The following is a 16,121-nucleotide window of genomic DNA, read 5'->3' as shown; positions in this document are numbered from 1 at the left end:
CCCCTCTCCCGCGTTTCAGAAGCCAAGCGATGGCTGGTCCCCTGCCGGGTGTATATCAGAACATATCCTGCTTTCTCCCTGTCCCGAGATGCTCCGCTAACAGTTTTGCTCCCTGCATGACAATTGGGACACCGCCACCGGGGTGCGTAGAAGCACCCACAGCGTATACGTTGCTGTAGGAGAACGGCTTAAGCTGCGGCCGGAATGCACCTGACTGGGCAAAGCTCGGAGCTATGCCAAAGCTGCCTCCTTCATACAACCCGTATCTGCCGGCGTCCTGAGGCGTCCGGACCTGCATCCACTGAATCGAAGAACGTAGGTGCGGGAATCCTTTTTTCTCGACCGTCTCTAAAACAGACTGAATAAACTCTTCCTGCACCTCCCAATCGATGTTATCTCCTGATGGTACGGGAACGAGCAGATACAGTACACTCTTACCTTCCGGGGCGAGGGCAGAGTCTATTAAAGACGGGTGGAATGCATAAATACTTGGCTCTTCTGGTAATTCCTTAGTCTCAAAAACCTGCTTCATTTGGTGGTCAAAATTGCTGCCCATAAAAAACTGGTGAATAGATGCCTTTGTATATATTTTGTCTAATCCTAAGTAAATTAGCAAGCATCCTGATGAAGAAGTGTATTTTTTTTGTGATTTATTTTCCACCAGCTGTTCTGCTGCCGGCAGCTCGCAGTTGCAGATGAGCCGTTCTGCCGGCTCTACCCGCTTATCCGTTTTCAGAGCAGTAAAAGTCTTTCCCTTCGCCTGAATACTTAATGCTGTTTCTTCAAACCGAAAGATCACTCCGCGACGATCCAGCTCTTCTTTAATTTTTTCAATCAGCATCGCATAGCCTCCGTGGATATACCAGATGCCGTGATACTGCTCGCTGAAGGAGACCAGGGAGTAAATACCAGGAGTGGCGGCAGGGTTGCCGCCAATGTAGAGCGTCTGCAGGGAATAGGCGTCCCGGAGACGGGGATCAGTAAAGTAATCGGCCACCTGGGTTCTAACCGACTGATAAGCTTTCATCTGCCACAGGGAACGAATATTGGCCGCCGTGAAAAACTCGCGTTTGCGCATAAATGACCGGGATAAAAAATCCTTTTCCCCCTGGAGAAAATTTCTCTTCATATCGTGCATAAACCTTTCAAAATTCTCTTCTTCCCCCGGAAAAGTCCGGGCCAGCTCTTCTTTCTGTTTTTCAGGATCACTCCATTTGTAAAATTCCGTGCCATCGGCGAAAACCATCCGGTACAAAGGGTCAATCCGCTCCATTTCAAGCACTTCCGGGTCCATCCCTGCTTCAGCAAGTATCGCCTTAATGGTTTCGGGCAAAAGAACGATGGTCGGTCCTTCATCGACTTTAAACCCGTCCTGCTTCACCCATTTGATTCTTCCGCCTGCTTCTTTATCTTTTTCCACTATTGTTACTTCTTCGCCTGCCTGAGTTCTGTAGAGAGCTGTCACAAGACCGCCGATACCGCTTCCCACGATAATATTTTTCATTGCGCCCGCTCCCTGGAATATTTGGCCGTCAGTGCCTGAGCAGTAATCCTGCCGGATACGATAATCGTCGGCAGACCGCTTCCGGGATGCGTACCTCCACCCACCAGCCAGCAGCTTCCAACATCCTCGAACTTGTTATGAGGACGGAAATACATCATTTGATTTAATCGGTGGGATAAATTGAATACAGCCCCTTCGTATACGTTACTGTCGAGCTGCCAGTCTGTAGGCGTATAAATTTTTTCCACCTCAATGTGGTCCCGGAGTCCCTTAAACGGCGAACGGCTCTCCACCTGATCAAGCACCAGGTCCCGGAAGCTGTCTTTGTTATTCTCCCAGTCGATGCCGCTCTGGTTGTTCGGAACCGGGGCAAGCATATAAATTGGCGATTTCCCGGCAGGCGCCAGCGTGTCGTCGGTAACAGCCGGATTATGAATATAGATTGACGGATCGTCCGAAACAATTTTTTCATGAATCATCTCTTCCACATTTTTTTTATAATCATTGGAAAAGACGATAGAATGGTGGGCCGCGTCCGGATAAGTAGTGTCAACGCCGGCATAAAGCATAAACGCGGAGCAGGAATAGTCTTTTTTAGCCACTTTTTCTTTTTTCCACTTCTTCAAAGGCTCATCGAACAATTCGGTAGCTGCATAGGCGAAATCCGCATTCACCACCACCTCGTCTGCTCCAAACACTTCTCCGTTTTCAAGCTCTACACCCACCGCCTGCTGTTTTTTCGTACGGATTTTTTTAACTGGCGTGTTCAGGTAAAGATGGCCGCCGTCTTCTTCAAATGCTTTAGCCATTGCTTTTGGTATCTGGTTCAATCCTCCAGTAGGATGAACAATACCGTATTCATGCTCCATATAGGAAAGAATGCTGAAGGCCCCCGGGCAGTCCCACGGTGACATTCCTAAATATTTGGACTGAAAGGTAAAAGAAAGCTTCAGCCGCTCATCGGAAAAATACTGGCTCAACACGTCATACACAGACTTGCCGAGCGCCAGGTGCGGCAGGGCTTTAAGCGTTCGGGGCTTCATATAGTCAAGCAGCGATCCGTGCTCATGCTCAAGTACCGGCAGAAGCGCATCCCACCGTTTACCCAGATCATGCATAAAACGGTCATATCCCTTTTCATCGCCCGGAAAGGAAGCAGCGATCCTTCGCTTCATTTCCTGCTTATCGGAAGTCGGCCGGAAGCTTGAATCTTCGAAAAATAATTCATACATCGGATCCAGGTAGTTCCACGAAATATAGTGAGCCAGATCCTTTCCGGTTGCCGAAAAAATTTCCTCAACAATATGAGGCATACTTAAAAATGTCGGACCCTTATCAAAGCGGTAGCCGTCAACGTCCACGTGGGACGTGCGTCCGCCTGGCTTATCATCCTTTTCGAACACACTTACCTGAAAACCCTGACTCTGCAGCAGCATGGCAGCGGTAAGTCCTCCGGGGCCCGCTCCAATCACCGCAATTCGTGTCTCTCTCACTCCAAAAAGCCCCTCTCTGTCAAAACCTTATATGCATGTCCAAAGTTTTATTCCCGTTTTTTTGCATTCTCAACCTGCCCAAAAGCCCGGGAAAATAGACATTGTAAAAGCATAAAAAAAGACCTTTCAGAAAGAAAGGCCCCGTTCAACTGCTTCTGCTGTATAATGCAAGCACCCGGTCCACCTGCGCCCCGTACATTTCCCCGAACACGTTTAAATGGACGAGCAAATAATATAACTGATAGAGAGGCATCCGTTCTTCAAATTCAGCTTCCACCGGCTGGATGGTTTCATACGCTTCATACGTCCGTTCAGAAAATCCTCCAAACAGCCGTGTAAAGGCAAGATCAAATTCGTAGTCTCCATACCAGCAGGCGGGGTCAATCAAATATGGACGCCCTTCTTCTCCTGTGAGCCAATTGCCGGCCCAAAGATCGCCGTGCAGCTTAACCGGCTGCCGGTCGTCGGGTATCCATTCTTCGAGATGGTCCAGAATATAGCGCAGGCGGCGGGACCGTTCGTCAGTCAATTTGCCCAGGGATCTGGCGATTTCCATCTGCGGCCGCAGGCGGTGATCCCTTACAAAACGCACCCAGCTTGTTTCCCAGGAATTCTCCTGCGGCAGCTCCCCGATAAAGTTATCCTCCTCAAGGCCGAAATAATCTCCGGAGGATTGATGAAGATTGGCCAGGTCGATGCCCAGCCACTCGTCCGTGCGGCTGTCCCCTCTTCCCTGAATAATATCCATAATAATAAATTTCTTCGACCAGTGCAGTACATCAGGCACATGCACTGCTTCCGATTCACGCAGAAATTCGAGCCCGCGTTTTTCCTGGCGGAAAAAATCATACGGCGCCTCTTCATTCCATTTCAAAAAATAGGAGCGCTTGTTTGTATCCACCCGGTAGGCAGAGCTGATGCTTCCCCCGGAGAGGCCTGCTATATTGGTTACTTCTGCCTGCGGATCCACGTATCGTATCGCTTTTTGAATATGCTCCATTATACATTCTCCTGCTCTCTGATCCATTGTAATAAATGAAAGGTACTCGTATTAACCAGTTCAAACACGTGGTCGAAATTATTATCGAAATAAGGGTCAGGGACGTCTTCACTCCGGCGCTCAGGGTGAAAGTCCAACAGTTTCCATACCCTGCCGTCTTTAGTGGAAACGTGAAAGTCCTGAAGCATCTCAAGGTTCTGTTCATCCATAGCTACAATATAATCGGCTTCTTCTCCGGACTGCACGACCCGGGCGGTTCCCGGACCGGCATGAATACCATGCTGTTCGAGCACACCAATCGTTCCTTTATGCGGTGGCGAGCCTGCATGCCAATCACCGAGACCGGCTGAATCCACGCTGATTTTATTTTCCACTCCTGCTTCCTGCAGGTGCTTTTGCAAAAGCGCTTCTGCCATTGGCGAACGACAGATGTTTCCTAAACAGATGAATAAAACCTTTATACTCATAGATGCCCTCCTTTATCCGTAGAGATGTATAATCATGCCTTTTATTTCCCCGGTCATATCGAGAAGGGAAAGGGGCTCCTGTTCCTGCTGCAGCATCTGGTCTGTCATTTCCACTAATTTTTTATCAATCTTTTCAATCAGCTGATGGGTTTTGAGCCGTCCGTCGCTGCCAAACGACCTTTCTTCATGCAGGTTCAATCCGTGGTCCTTGAGCTCTGTAATAATTTCTCTTACAAGGCGTTTATATTCTTTTAACTCTGGAATGGTCTGGTGCTCCATCAAACGCCTGCCCTGCTGATCGAGTTGTTCAAGCATGATACCCATCTGCCGGTTGAATGTTTTGGACTGTTCGGTCTGCATCATTTCCGAAAACGGATTCTTTTCGGCTTTTCTCTCCTTTACACTGGGGAGCGGTGATTTAATATTTCCCTGAAGACGATGAATATCCACGCGTATACTGTCCTCCTTTACGCGTCTTCTGCCGGCCCAGTTACAATGGCCGCCATAAACGCTGGTACTTTCACAAATTCTTTTATAAGCAGCCGTTCTTCCGTAGTGTGGATATTTTCATACCCGACGCCCAGATTGATGGTAGGTATGCCGTAGCCGGAAATCACGTTGGCATCACTGCCGCCTCCGCTCTGTACAGTTCTCGGCTCCACATCGAGCCGGTTGGCGGCCTGCACAGCACGCTGCACCACATCATCTGATTCAGCCAGCACGTATCCTTCATACATTGGCTGTATGTCAATAGATGCCTCGGCGCCCATTTCTTCTGCTGCTTCTTCGAAAGCCCCGCGCATCGCAGCTATCTGTCTGCTCAGCTTATCCGGTTTAAAGGAGCGTGCTTCAGCAGAAATCACGACTTCATCACATACGACATTTGTCTGCGTGCCTCCGGCAAAGCTTCCGATGTTGGCTGTTGTTTCTTCATCAATTCGTCCAAGCGGCATCTTAGTCACTGCTTTAGAAGCAACACTGATGGCTGAAATGCCTTTTTCCGGCTCCACACCTGCGTGCGCTTTCTTTCCGTAAATAGTCGCGTGCATTTTCGTTTGGTACGGCGCTGACGTGACGAGCGTGCCAACCGGTCCGTCACTATCAAGCGCATAACCCATATCGGCGTGCACAAGTCCGGTATCAAGATGCTTTGCGCCCACAAGGCCGGACTCTTCCCCGACTGTGATGATAAACTGAACATCACCATAAGGCTCGTCTTCTTCCTGAAGTACTTTTATCATTTCAAGCATCGCCGCAATCCCTGCTTTGTCATCAGCTCCGAGAATGGTTTCCCCGCTTGAAACGATATATTCATCCTGCACTTCGGGTTCAATACCTTTCCCCGGTTCGACTGTATCCATGTGAGAGGTGAAATAAATTACCGGCTTTGTGCTGTCTGTGCCTTTTAACGTACAGACCAGGTTTCCTGCTCCGTGTCCGGTCAGGGCTTTGGCATTATCTTCTTTTGTCTCGAGGCCAAGCTGTTGGAATTTGCGTTTGATGACATCTGCGATTTTGGCTTCATGCTTCGTTTCCGAGTCTATCTGCACCAGTTCGATAAATTCCTGTATTAAACGTTCCTGATTTGCCATCACTATTATAACTCCTTTGCGGGTTGCTTAGGTTTATTATATATTTTTTTGCCTGCTGTGTTATAATTTGAGCATCAGTTTTTATTGAAAGCGGGGGTTAGAATGCAGAAAGTCATTATTTACATTATGATCTTTGCGCTTGTCGGCAGCAGCCTGTTAATGGGCGGAGCGGTGATGTTTTAAATAAACGTCAATCCTTGTATGTATCGGATAAAGCAGAACTTGCGGGTTTTCATACCCACTTGTTCTGCTTTTTATTTGTTTCTGCGTGCCATCTGTCTGTTTAATCGTTTGCCCGATATTGTATGGGTACGCTTCGGATCGGGCTTAAACATTTTTTTAATGAGCAGGTATTCTTCAATTTCATACAAAATATAAAACAGAGAGGAACGTATTTCGAATTCATGCCTTGTTTTAGGCAGCTCCATCTGCTGAATTTCATACTTCATTTCGTCAAGACGGTATAAAAAATAGCCGGCAGTATTACCCGGGGAGACAGCGTCGCTTAATTCATCCATATAATCAGCCATTTTATGGCCCTGGGGCACTGACTGATCAATCGAAGAAATAAACGGCAGGATACTCTCGAGTACCGAGAACTGTTTTTCCCTCATACGGAAATAGTGATAAAAGTAGTCGTCATCCCGGAGGAAGTGGTTATCTATATCTCTCAGGGCTTTTCCTTTAGCTTCATCAATAATCTTCGCTGCATCCGAAAATTCTGCCCCGTCCCAGATATTATCTCCAAAACGAAGGTAGTTTGCGTATTCCTCCCAAATTTTGCGAAAAGCGTCTTCAAGGCTTAATTGGTCCTGGGCCAGGCTTTTTTCACTGCTCGGCATATAAAGGTTCATAATTAAAGCTACCCCAATGCCGATAAAAATAATCGCGAGCTCGTTCATCCAGATACCTGCGCTCACCTGTTCTTCTGTATAAAGGTGCAGGACGATAACACTGCTTGTGACGATACCCCGGGCAGCGTTCGCTGCTACGCTGAGTGGAATACTGATGAGAAAGAGTGCAGCGATGGCCACCGGATTATAGCCTATCAGTTCAAAGAATACACTAGCGACCCCGAGCCCAATCACACAGGAAACGAGTCGTTCAATGCTGACAGTCAGGGAGCCCCTTTTAGTCGTTGTAATACAAAGAATGGTAATGACACCTGCTGATATGTAATAATCCAGCTGCAGCAGCTGGGCAATGTATACGGATATAGCCGTGCCTACTGCTGTTTTCAGCGTCCGATATCCAATTCGGAATCTCCCCATCTAAAAAACCTCTCAGTTTATTCATTCGTTCTTATATTATATCGTAAACACAGGCAGAGGGAAACTGACTGGCGCCTTTCATCCCGGCAGCGCCCTCTTCTGCATTCGTACCAGCCTAAAAACAAATAAAAAAGCAAAGGAATAGCTCCTTTGCTTACACATTTATTCATTGGTGCGCCTACCAGGACTCGAACCTGGAATGCGAGAACCGGAATCTCGAGTGATATCCCTTTCACCATAGGCGCTTTTGTCATATGTTTTAACAAGACAATGAATACTATACCAATGAACGAATATGAAAGTCAACCCATTTTTTAATTACGCTTCCCCGGGAGAGCCTTCGAGCATTTTTTCAAACTGTTCGTTGATATCCTCTTCACTGTACCCTGCTTCCTGAAGTCTTTTAGTAAAATGCTGGGAATACACTCTGGAACGTTCCTGCATCTTTCCGAACTTCTTGGACTCCTGCTTTTTTTTCGTCCGCTTCTGGCGGTCTTCCGCATTGGACATGATGCTCTCGGTAATAAACAAGGCCTTCCACACCTGATCTTCTTCATAGCCGGATGCGTTTGCATCAAGTTCATCGATGACGTTTTGGTAGTAATCACGGAACTCTTCGTACGAAATCTCTTCATTCATGTTTAAGTATTCCTGAATTTTTTCATAATGCGTCTGAATCATTTGTCTCCGCCCTTTTCATTTATGTATTCCGAAACAGTATACCACGAATATAAAGCTGAGCGTCAAGGCACTTCCCTGCCATTTCTTATTTTTGCAATTGACGTTTAAATCAAAAGCTCCAGAGGGAAGAATCCTTAATAGATCTTACACGAAGAAAGAGGGATAGCATATGGCAGAAGTAACATTTAAAGCTAATGTAGGAGAACCGCAGACAACAATCGCTTCTAATGGCAAAACACTATGGTACAGTGTGACAAAAGAGGAAGGCCCTTCAACAAAAAGTAATGACTATCGGGTTGGTTTTGAAACTTCCCAGGAATTCGAGCCGAAAACAAGCGAAATTGTATTTCCGGATGTTGATACTACTGTAGAGCAGGACGGCAACATCTATCATTTGGAAAAATAAATTCTACAGGCTCCTTCTTTAGGAAGGAGCTTTTTTTTACAAAAAAAAGCGCCCCCGGAGGGCACTTTTTATTTTGTGCAGTATTGATCGAAAGCTTCTTCGAGTTTTTGAACAACCTGAATCGGCTCGTGGCCTTCAATTTCATGACGCTCAACCATGCGCACCAATTCTCCGTCTTTTAAGAGCCCAAACGATGGGGACGACGGCGGGAATCCTGTAAAGTAAGAACGGGCCTGCTCGGTCGCTTCTTTATCCTGACCTGCGAACACGGTCACAAGCCGGTCCGGCTTCGTATCATAATTTGTCATGTAAGCTGCTGCCGGACGGGCAATGCCTCCAGCACAGCCGCACACGGAGTTTACCATAACAAGTGTCGTGCCTTCCTTGTTCAACACTTCATCAACTTCTTCCGGGGTACGAAGAGACTGGTAGCCCGCTTCTTCGATTTCATCCCGGGAAGCTTGTACTATATCATTAACGTAAAAATCAAAATTCATTAAAATCCTTCCTTTCCTTCACCGAATACCTACATTGTAGCGGATAAGAACAGGAAATCACAAGTGAGAAGCTTGAAAAGTTATTCGTTCAATGCTTTTTCAAGGTTATCGATATTTTGATTCATTAATGATACGTAGCTCGCGCCATCAGCAATCTCTTCATCGCTGGCTGATTCGAGATTATTCAGCGTATACACTTCTGCTCCGATTTCTTCCTGAAGAACATCTGTGGTGTCAGAAGGGATGTTTTCCTCCACCATAATGGCGTTCAGGTCATTTTTTTCTGCTGTGTCGATGATATTGTTAATTTCCTGCGTGGAAGGTTCACTCTGGGCGTTTACGCCGTTAACAGCAATTTCTTCCAATCCGTATCGTTCTTCCCAGTACCCATATGCTGCATGGGAAACAATAAATTGATTTTTACTGCTTTCATTCACAAGAGTCTGGAACCGCTCATCTAATTCATCGAGCTCCGCCGACAGTTCCTCATAATTACTTTCATAGGCCTGCTCATTATCTGGATCCGCCTCTACCAGCTGGTCTTTAATCACGCCGGCTGCTTCTTTCGCCTGAACCGGGTCGATCCATACGTGAGGGTCCGTACCGCTGTGGTCGTGCTCTTCCCCGCTGTGGCTTTCTTCAGCATGCTCAGCGTGTTCTTCTTCAGATTCGCCCTCCTCATGATCATGGGCTTCCTCCTCGCCGGCCGCCTCTGCCACCCTGGCTATCTGTACATCCTGATTACCAATAGTACTCTCCACTTCGTCGGCAAACCCTTCCATCCCGTTTCCAGTCATAACAAACATATCTCCCTCCGCAATGTTTGTTAGTGTCTGCGGCGTTGGGTCATATGTATGCGCATCCGACCCTGCAGGTACGACGTTTTCTACATTCACATGATCGCCGCCGATCTGTTTTGTGAAGTCTTCCCAGGCAAAAAGTGTGGTGTACACTTCGAGCTTTTCCTCACCTTCTGTTCCCTGTTCTTCCTGAGTATCTGCTGAACCACATGCGCTTAAAGAAATAAAGGCTGCCCCAGCTGCCCCTAAAACAAATAGTTTTTTCATCATTGCACCTCTTTATCGTAATGATTACGTTTTGTATGTACATTGATTTTAGCGCAGAGGAGTCCGTTTGTAAATAAGAACGATTCTTTTTTATGCCCAAAAAAGAGGGGCTCCCTCGGGGAACCTCTCTTAAATGTTTTCGGTGCCTTTATAATTTTCAAGCCGCTGCTTTAAATCAGCTAAAAACCGTCCGCACAGCAGGCCGTCCAAAATCCGGTGATCCAGGGAAAGACACAGGTTAACCATGTAGCGTATCGCTATCATATCCCCCTGCATGACAACCGGTCGTTTTACGATCGATTCCACAGAAAGAATGGCTGCCTGCGGGTGATTAATAATCGGCATGGACTGCACCGAGCCGAATGAACCAGTGTTGTTCACCGTGAACGTCCCGCTTCTCATTTCTTCTGCCTTAATGGTCCCCTGGCGGACTTTAGTGGCCAGAGACTGCATATCCCGGGCGAGACCTCGGATGTTTTTTTCGTCTGCCCGTTTGATGACCGGGACATAAAGAGCTTCCTCGCTGGCCACAGCCATCGACAGATTCACTTCCTTGCGCTGAATAATCCGGTCCCCGTCCCAGGTGGAATTAAGACTCGGAAACAGCTGCAGGGATTCGGACACAGCCTTCATAAAAAACGGCAGATACGTCAGCGAAAAGCCTTCTTTTTGTTTAAACTCGTCCTTCACACTGTTCCGGTACGCTACCAAATCCGTCACGTCTACTTCAATCATTGTCCAGGCGTGTGGAATTTCCTGCTTGCTTTTCACCATGTTGTCTGCAATGGCTTTTCTTGCTCCGGTTACCGGAATAATAGTGTCGCCTTCACGCTCCTCCTGATTTTCAGAAGGCTTTGTTGAATAGATTGGAAATGGCGAAGGTGCAGCTTCTTCCTGTTTGGTTTTTTCTGCTCCTTCCCGGATCGCTTTTTCAACATCTTTTTTTGTAATGCGCCCCTGTCTACCGGAGCCTTCAATCTCTTCAAGCTCCAGACCGTTCTCCTGGGCGAGACGCCATACCACCGGCGAATACCTTTTTTTCATCGACTTCTCGTCCTCCCCGGCTGTTTGTTGTGCCGGAGCCGTTTGTTCCGTTTTTGCAGAAGGCTTCTCAGTTTCTTCTGCCGCGGCCGGCTGTGCTTCTTCTGTTTCCACGTAGCATATGAGCGTGCCCACAGCCACTGTTTCGTTTTCTTCAGCGACGAGTTCGCTGATTTCGCCTGTATAAGAGCTCGGGATCTCTGCACTCACTTTATCCGAAAGTACTTCTGCGATGGGGTCATATTTTTTTACTTTATCGCCCGGTTTTACAAGCCACTGGGATAGCGTGCCTTCGGTGACACTTTCCCCGAGCTGCGGCATGGTTACTTCTTTGCGCATCCTTGATACCCTCCTAAAATTCCGCCAAATCTCGTATCGCTGTCGTGATTTTATCCGTGTTCATTAAAAATTCTTTTTCAAGTGTCGGAGCGTAAGGCATGGCCGGAACATCGGGAGCAGCCAGTCTCCGGACCGGGGCATCGAGATCAAATAAATTGTGTTCGGAAATGATGGCCGACACTTCACTCATGATGCTTCCTTCGAGGTTATCCTCGGTGACAAGCAGCACCTTTCCTGTTTTAGCTGCGGCTTCTTTGACTGCTTCCTGGTCGACTGGATAGACGGTTCTCAGATCCACCAGATGCACATCAATGCCTTCTGCGGCAAGTGTATCGGCGGCCTGATTGGCCAGATGCACACACAGTCCGTATGTAATCACGGTGACATCAGTGCCTTCCCGTTTGACCGCCGCTTTTCCGATTGGCACCGTGTAGTCTTCTTCCGGTACCTCGTCTTTAAGCATCCGGTACGCACGCTTATGCTCAAAAAACAGCACCGGGTCGTTATCCCGGATCGAAGCCTTCAACAGCCCTTTCGCGTCATAAGGGGTGGACGGAATCACGACCTTCAGTCCCGGCGTATTTGCAAACAGCGCCTCTACTGACTGGGAATGATACAGGGCGCCGTGCACCCCGCCGCCAAACGGTGCCCGGATCGTAATCGGGCAGTACCAGTCATTGTTGGAACGGTACCGGATTTTCGCTGCTTCGGACACAATCTGGTTGACTGCCGGCATAATAAAGTCTGCAAACTGCATTTCCGCTACCGGGCGGAGGCCGTACATCGCAGCTCCTATGCCCACTCCTGCGATCGCTGATTCGGAGAGTGGAGTGTCGATGACGCGCTGGTCTCCGTAAGTGCTGTGCAGTTCTTCGGTCGCACGGAAGACCCCGCCCTTCAGACCGACATCCTCGCCCAGTACGAACACATTTTCATCACGCGCCATTTCTTCTTTCATCGCTGTATTGATTGCCTGAATATAAGACATGACTGCCATATTAGTTCCCTTCTTCCTCGTAAACATACTGCCCAAGCGTCTCGACAGCCGGGTATTCTGCTGCTTCAGCGGCATCCGTGGCGGCATCCACTTCCTCGCGAATCCGCTGCTCCATCGCCTGCTCTTTGTCTTCGGTAAGTATCCCTTCTGTCCGCAGGTAATCGGCAAAAGCTACAACTGCATCGGTCTGCTTTTCCTCATCCATTTCTTCGACACTACGGTACAGTTTGTCGTTATCATCGCTTGAATGAGGTGTGAGTCTTGCCACAAGCGCTTCCACAAGGCTCGGACCTTTACCGTCCCGCGCACGGTCCACCGCTTCTTTCATTGCCTTATACACCTCAAACGGACGCGTGCCCTCCACGGTTACTCCCGGCATGCCGTAGCCCTTTGCACGGTCAGCAACATGCTCGCAGGCGAGCTGTTTACTGAGTGGCACGCTAATAGCGTATTTATTGTTTTCACAGAAAAACACGACCGGAAGATCATGAACGCCAGCAAAATTCATACCTTCATGAAAATCTCCCTGGTTGGAGGAGCCTTCGCCAAACGTGACCATCGTAACAAAATCCTTGTTTTTCATTTTAGCTGCCAGTCCGAACCCGGCAGCATGTGGAATCTGAGTAGTTACCGGAGAGGACTGGGTCACAATACGATTTTTCCGCTGGCCGAAATGGCCCGGCATCTGCCTGGATTCAGAGTTGGGATCTCCCTTTTTAGCAAAAGCTGCCAGCATCAAGTCCTTTGCAGTCATTCCAAATGCCATGACGAGACCAAAATCACGGTAATACGGGAGCAGGTAGTCCTTATCACGGTCAAGTGCCATAGCTGCAGCCGCCTGCGCCGCTTCCTGGCCCTGGCAGGAGACAACAAAAGAAATTTTGCCGGCACGGTTCAGCAGCCACATCCGTTCATCAAGACGTCTCGCCTTCAGCATAATTTCATACATTGTGAGCGCTTCTTCGTCGCTTAAGCCTACTTCCCGGTGAGTACTGTATTCCTGAATCATTTTCGTTCCTCCTCGTTATTTCACCCGTGGTGAATAGCTTTTCCGTCTACAGCCAGGGCACCTTCAGCATAAATTTCCGCCAATGTCGGATGCGCATGCACGGCTCCCTGTATTTCAAGGTGTGCAGCATTCATATAGACTGCAAGTGCTCCTTCATTGATCAATTCGGTCGCTTTTTTTCCAACAATATGAACGCCGAGCACGTCTTCAGTGTCTTTATCTACAATCATTTTCATAAATCCTTCCGGATCACTTTCTATTAGCGCCTTGCCTATCGCCTGAAAAGGAACGGTGCTTGTTTTAATATCCAGCCCGGCATCTTCGGCTTCACGCTCTGTCCAGCCTACGGAAGCCATTTCAGGATCCGAGTAGACACAGGAAGGAACGTGCTTATAGTTAAGGGGCTCAGGGTGATTTCCGAGCATATGCTCTACAGCAATGATGCCTTCCCGTGAGGCCACGTGAGCGAGCTGCATGCCGCCGATAACGTCGCCGATAGCGTACATATGCGATTCCTTCGTCTGGTACATGTCGGACGTCTGGATGAAGCTGTTCTGTACTTCGACTTCTGTATTGTGGAGCCCCAGATCTCCCGTGTTGCCGTTTCTTCCGACAGCGACGAGCATCTTCTCAGCCGCCAGTGCCTCTCCGGATGCTGTACGGACCGCTATTTCTCCGTTTTTCGTAAGAGACGAAGGGTCGAGCTGTGTATTTGTATAAACACGGACCCCTTTTTTCTTCAAGCGTTTTTCCGCCTCTTTTGACACGGCCTCGTCCATCATCGGAAGCAGGCGATCGCCGAGTTCCACCATCTGTACCTCTACGCCGAAATCCTGAAGCATTGAAGCCCATTCCACGCCAATAACTCCTCCTCCGACAATAACGATTGACGAAGGAAGCTTTTCTGCTTCGAGCAATTCCTCGGAGGACAAAATGTATTCGCCATCAATATCGAGTCCTGGCACCGTCGCCGGACGGGAGCCTGTGGCGAGCATAATCTGTTTGGGCTGCAGCATAATATTTTCTCCTTCTGTTTCTGTCTCCACTGAAATGGTGCTTGCCGTTGGAGAAAATATGGAAGCCCCGAGTATGCGCCCGTGTCCGTAATATACATCCACCTGGTGCCTAGAGAGCAGATGCTGGACTCCTTTATGTAATTGTTGTACCGTCTGGTTCTTTTTTTCGCGTACCTTTCCGAACTGCAGGCTCACATTGTCTGCTTCTACGCCGTAGTCCAGACTTTCCTGCATCATTTTATATACTTCTGCGCTTTTTAAGTACGATTTACTTGGTATGCATCCACGGTGCAGGCAGGTGCCTCCGATGTCCCGGGCTTCTACTACCGCCGTCGATAATCCTCTTTTTGCTGCATGCACAGCGGCCACATATCCGCCGGTACCAGCTCCTAATATGACCAGGTCATATTCTTTAGCCATAAAAATTCCTCCTGCGGGCTTTCACCCAGGATTTTATTCATTTATCTCTACTTTATTTTAATGGATTTTTCCGTTTCATCATAGCACGAAAATAGATCTGGTGAAGAGAAGTTTTGGCATTTGGAGATTATTATAGCACATCCTTTTGATCAGCCGTAAAACAGACCCTGGTGCTAAAATAAAAAAAGCAGCGCTCAGGCTGCTTTACCGGTTCGTTAAAATGTGCCGCGAGTGGGGCAGAAACTGTTTCCTTGAACGCTTGATGGATTCAATGCGCTCTTCGGCCAGCCGATTGGCGGCCTGGAACGATGGGATTCCGTCGCGTCCCGCAATTTCAAACACTCGAACAATATTATCGTAAATACCGTCAACTTTCTTCATAGCTCTCTCGCGGTCGTACCCGTAGAGCTCGTCGGCGATGTTAATTACGCCGCCTGCATTGATAATGTAATCCGGGGCATAAACGATGCCACGATCCTCTAAACGGATGCCGTCCTCTTCCGTCTGCAGCTGATTGTTCGCTGCTCCTGCTACAACTTTTGCCTGAAGACGGGGGATGGTACGTTCATTCAATCCGCCTCCCAGCGCACACGGGCTGAAAATATCGCATGGAACATCGTAAATTTCTTCCGGCGCCACTGCTGTTGCTCCGTAGGTGTGAACAGCACGCTCCACTGAAGCTTCCCGGATATCCGTTACAATTAATGAGGCTCCTTCTTCATGAAGAAATCTGCACATTTCAAATGATACGTGCCCCACGCCCTGAACTGCTATCGTTCGGCCGGCAAGGCTGTCGGTACCGAAGGCTTCCTTCGCCGCTGCTTTCATGCCCTGATACACACCCCGTGCGGTGACCGGTGAAGGATTCCCGCTCGAACCGGAAGCAGAAGAAAGGGAAATCCCGGTCACAAAGTTCGTCTCTTCGTGGATAATATCCATATCATGCTCTGTCGTACCGACATCCTCTGCCGTAATGTAGCGCCCGGCAAGACCTTCAATATAACGACCGAATGCACGAAACATCTCTTCATTCTTATCTGTGCGGGCATCTCCTATAATCACAGCTTTTCCTCCGCCAAGATTCAACCCGGCTGCTGCATTTTTGTACGTCATCCCTTTGGCGAGACGCAGCACGTCCTCAAACGCTGCTTCTTCATTCTCATACGTCCACATCCTTGTGCCACCTAAAGCCGGGCCGAGGGTCGTATCATGTATCGCAATAATTGCCTTTAATCCTGAATTCCGGTCCTGGCAGACAACTACCTGCTCATAATCGTGCAGCTCCATACGTTCAAACAATTCCATTTTTCGTTCTCCTTTT

At 48.3% G+C, this 16,121-nt stretch carries 17 protein-coding genes and 1 tRNA gene; 2 read left to right on the top strand and 16 right to left on the bottom strand.

Annotated elements, in window-relative coordinates:
• Positions 1–55: 55 nt before the first annotated feature.
• The 6 genes from ACTRXH_RS13010 to ACTRXH_RS12985 all read right to left on the bottom strand — a co-directional run bounded on the left by ACTRXH_RS13010 (position 56) and on the right by ACTRXH_RS12985 (position 6,056).
• Positions 56–1,504: a phytoene desaturase family protein gene (locus ACTRXH_RS13010; RefSeq protein WP_474282504.1), complete on the bottom strand. Its 1,449-nt coding sequence runs from the start codon at positions 1,502–1,504 to the stop codon at positions 56–58.
• Positions 1,501–2,997 carry a phytoene desaturase family protein gene (locus tag ACTRXH_RS13005; protein WP_474261857.1) on the bottom strand — a complete coding sequence of 499 codons (1,497 nt, stop codon included), beginning with the start codon at positions 2,995–2,997 and terminating at the stop codon, positions 1,501–1,503. The genes ACTRXH_RS13010 and ACTRXH_RS13005 overlap by 4 nt, the downstream gene beginning before the upstream one ends.
• A 145-nt stretch (positions 2,998–3,142) precedes the next feature.
• Positions 3,143–3,997, bottom strand: a complete 855-nt coding sequence (locus tag ACTRXH_RS13000; protein ID WP_474282502.1) for a fructosamine kinase family protein — start codon at positions 3,995–3,997, stop codon at positions 3,143–3,145.
• Entirely contained in the window at positions 3,997–4,464 is a 468-nt protein-coding gene (locus ACTRXH_RS12995; protein ID WP_474279597.1) for a low molecular weight protein-tyrosine-phosphatase, read from the bottom strand. Before ACTRXH_RS12995 ends, ACTRXH_RS13000 begins: the two co-directional genes overlap by 1 nt.
• A 12-nt stretch (positions 4,465–4,476) precedes the next feature.
• Positions 4,477–4,914 (bottom strand): YaaR family protein, encoded by a 438-nt coding sequence (locus tag ACTRXH_RS12990; protein WP_474282500.1) that lies wholly within the window; start codon positions 4,912–4,914, stop codon positions 4,477–4,479.
• 17 nt (positions 4,915–4,931) lie between these two features.
• Positions 4,932–6,056, bottom strand: a complete 1,125-nt coding sequence (locus ACTRXH_RS12985; RefSeq protein WP_474261879.1) for a M20/M25/M40 family metallo-hydrolase — start codon at positions 6,054–6,056, stop codon at positions 4,932–4,934.
• A gap of 102 nt (positions 6,057–6,158) precedes the next feature.
• Here ACTRXH_RS12985 and prli42 point away from each other — a divergent pair, with 102 nt between their 5' ends.
• Entirely contained in the window at positions 6,159–6,239 is an 81-nt protein-coding gene (gene prli42 / locus ACTRXH_RS12980) for a stressosome-associated protein Prli42 (RefSeq protein WP_156847924.1), read from the top strand.
• 71 nt (positions 6,240–6,310) lie between these two features.
• On the opposite strand, the gene ACTRXH_RS12975 is transcribed toward prli42, so the two are convergent.
• From ACTRXH_RS12975 to ACTRXH_RS12965, 3 genes are all read right to left on the bottom strand, one after another.
• Complete coding sequence (locus tag ACTRXH_RS12975; protein ID WP_462867683.1) at positions 6,311–7,327, bottom strand: aromatic acid exporter family protein; 1,017 nt, start codon at positions 7,325–7,327, stop codon at positions 6,311–6,313.
• Positions 7,328–7,497: 170 nt separating this feature from the next.
• Positions 7,498–7,572: transfer RNA gene (locus ACTRXH_RS12970), tRNA-Arg, on the bottom strand.
• A gap of 73 nt (positions 7,573–7,645) precedes the next feature.
• Positions 7,646–8,008 carry a hypothetical protein gene (locus ACTRXH_RS12965; RefSeq protein ID WP_474282498.1) on the bottom strand — a complete coding sequence of 121 codons (363 nt, stop codon included), beginning with the start codon at positions 8,006–8,008 and terminating at the stop codon, positions 7,646–7,648.
• Between the two features lie 169 nt (positions 8,009–8,177).
• Between ACTRXH_RS12965 and ACTRXH_RS12960 the strand changes: the two genes are divergently transcribed.
• Complete coding sequence (locus ACTRXH_RS12960) at positions 8,178–8,414, top strand: hypothetical protein (protein WP_474261852.1); 237 nt, start codon at positions 8,178–8,180, stop codon at positions 8,412–8,414.
• A 68-nt stretch (positions 8,415–8,482) separates the two neighbouring features.
• On the opposite strand, the gene ACTRXH_RS12955 is transcribed toward ACTRXH_RS12960, so the two are convergent.
• From ACTRXH_RS12955 to ACTRXH_RS12925, 7 genes are all read right to left on the bottom strand, one after another.
• The gene (locus ACTRXH_RS12955; protein ID WP_022793566.1) at positions 8,483–8,911 is read right to left on the bottom strand and encodes a BrxA/BrxB family bacilliredoxin; all 429 of its coding nucleotides are present in this window, start codon (positions 8,909–8,911) and stop codon (positions 8,483–8,485) included.
• A gap of 80 nt (positions 8,912–8,991) precedes the next feature.
• On the bottom strand, positions 8,992–9,978 hold the full coding sequence (locus tag ACTRXH_RS12950) for a metal ABC transporter solute-binding protein, Zn/Mn family (RefSeq protein ID WP_474279603.1): 987 nt from the start codon (positions 9,976–9,978) through the stop codon (positions 8,992–8,994).
• Positions 9,979–10,107: 129 nt separating this feature from the next.
• On the bottom strand, positions 10,108–11,358 hold the full coding sequence (locus tag ACTRXH_RS12945; RefSeq protein WP_474279605.1) for a dihydrolipoamide acetyltransferase family protein: 1,251 nt from the start codon (positions 11,356–11,358) through the stop codon (positions 10,108–10,110).
• Between the two features lie 13 nt (positions 11,359–11,371).
• Positions 11,372–12,355 carry an alpha-ketoacid dehydrogenase subunit beta gene (locus ACTRXH_RS12940; RefSeq protein ID WP_474261849.1) on the bottom strand — a complete coding sequence of 328 codons (984 nt, stop codon included), beginning with the start codon at positions 12,353–12,355 and terminating at the stop codon, positions 11,372–11,374.
• 1 nt (position 12,356) lies between these two features.
• Entirely contained in the window at positions 12,357–13,364 is a 1,008-nt protein-coding gene (locus ACTRXH_RS12935) for a thiamine pyrophosphate-dependent dehydrogenase E1 component subunit alpha (RefSeq protein WP_474282495.1), read from the bottom strand.
• Between the two features lie 20 nt (positions 13,365–13,384).
• Positions 13,385–14,800 carry a dihydrolipoyl dehydrogenase gene (lpdA, locus tag ACTRXH_RS12930; RefSeq protein WP_474282493.1) on the bottom strand — a complete coding sequence of 472 codons (1,416 nt, stop codon included), beginning with the start codon at positions 14,798–14,800 and terminating at the stop codon, positions 13,385–13,387.
• A gap of 204 nt (positions 14,801–15,004) precedes the next feature.
• A complete protein-coding gene (locus ACTRXH_RS12925; protein WP_474282491.1) occupies positions 15,005–16,105 on the bottom strand; it encodes a Leu/Phe/Val dehydrogenase in 1,101 nt (366 codons plus the stop codon).
• Positions 16,106–16,121 lie beyond the last annotated feature (16 nt).

It is taken from the genome of Marinococcus sp. LNHM5E3-2.1 (genome assembly GCF_056034365.1).
Note: the sequence above shows the minus strand (reverse complement) of the source record. Positions and strands in the feature narration are given on the sequence as shown.

Coding starts and splice junctions, on each gene's coding strand:
- ACTRXH_RS12940 (WP_474261849.1), bottom strand. CDS start 12,355: ATGGCAGTCATGTCTTATATTCAGGCAATCAATACAGCGATGAAAGAA.
- ACTRXH_RS12965 (WP_474282498.1), bottom strand. CDS start 8,008: ATGATTCAGACGCATTATGAAAAAATTCAGGAATACTTAAACATGAAT.
- ACTRXH_RS12935 (WP_474282495.1), bottom strand. CDS start 13,364: ATGATTCAGGAATACAGTACTCACCGGGAAGTAGGCTTAAGCGACGAA.
- ACTRXH_RS12995 (WP_474279597.1), bottom strand. CDS start 4,464: ATGAGTATAAAGGTTTTATTCATCTGTTTAGGAAACATCTGTCGTTCG.
- ACTRXH_RS12975 (WP_462867683.1), bottom strand. CDS start 7,327: ATGGGGAGATTCCGAATTGGATATCGGACGCTGAAAACAGCAGTAGGC.
- ACTRXH_RS13010 (WP_474282504.1), bottom strand. CDS start 1,504: ATGAAAAATATTATCGTGGGAAGCGGTATCGGCGGTCTTGTGACAGCT.
- lpdA (WP_474282493.1), bottom strand. CDS start 14,800: ATGGCTAAAGAATATGACCTGGTCATATTAGGAGCTGGTACCGGCGGA.
- ACTRXH_RS12955 (WP_022793566.1), bottom strand. CDS start 8,911: ATGAATTTTGATTTTTACGTTAATGATATAGTACAAGCTTCCCGGGAT.
- ACTRXH_RS12925 (WP_474282491.1), bottom strand. CDS start 16,105: ATGGAATTGTTTGAACGTATGGAGCTGCACGATTATGAGCAGGTAGTT.
- ACTRXH_RS12985 (WP_474261879.1), bottom strand. CDS start 6,056: ATGGCAAATCAGGAACGTTTAATACAGGAATTTATCGAACTGGTGCAG.
- ACTRXH_RS12945 (WP_474279605.1), bottom strand. CDS start 11,358: ATGCGCAAAGAAGTAACCATGCCGCAGCTCGGGGAAAGTGTCACCGAA.
- prli42 (WP_156847924.1), top strand. CDS start 6,159: ATGCAGAAAGTCATTATTTACATTATGATCTTTGCGCTTGTCGGCAGC.
- ACTRXH_RS12960 (WP_474261852.1), top strand. CDS start 8,178: ATGGCAGAAGTAACATTTAAAGCTAATGTAGGAGAACCGCAGACAACA.
- ACTRXH_RS12950 (WP_474279603.1), bottom strand. CDS start 9,978: ATGAAAAAACTATTTGTTTTAGGGGCAGCTGGGGCAGCCTTTATTTCT.
- ACTRXH_RS13000 (WP_474282502.1), bottom strand. CDS start 3,997: ATGGAGCATATTCAAAAAGCGATACGATACGTGGATCCGCAGGCAGAA.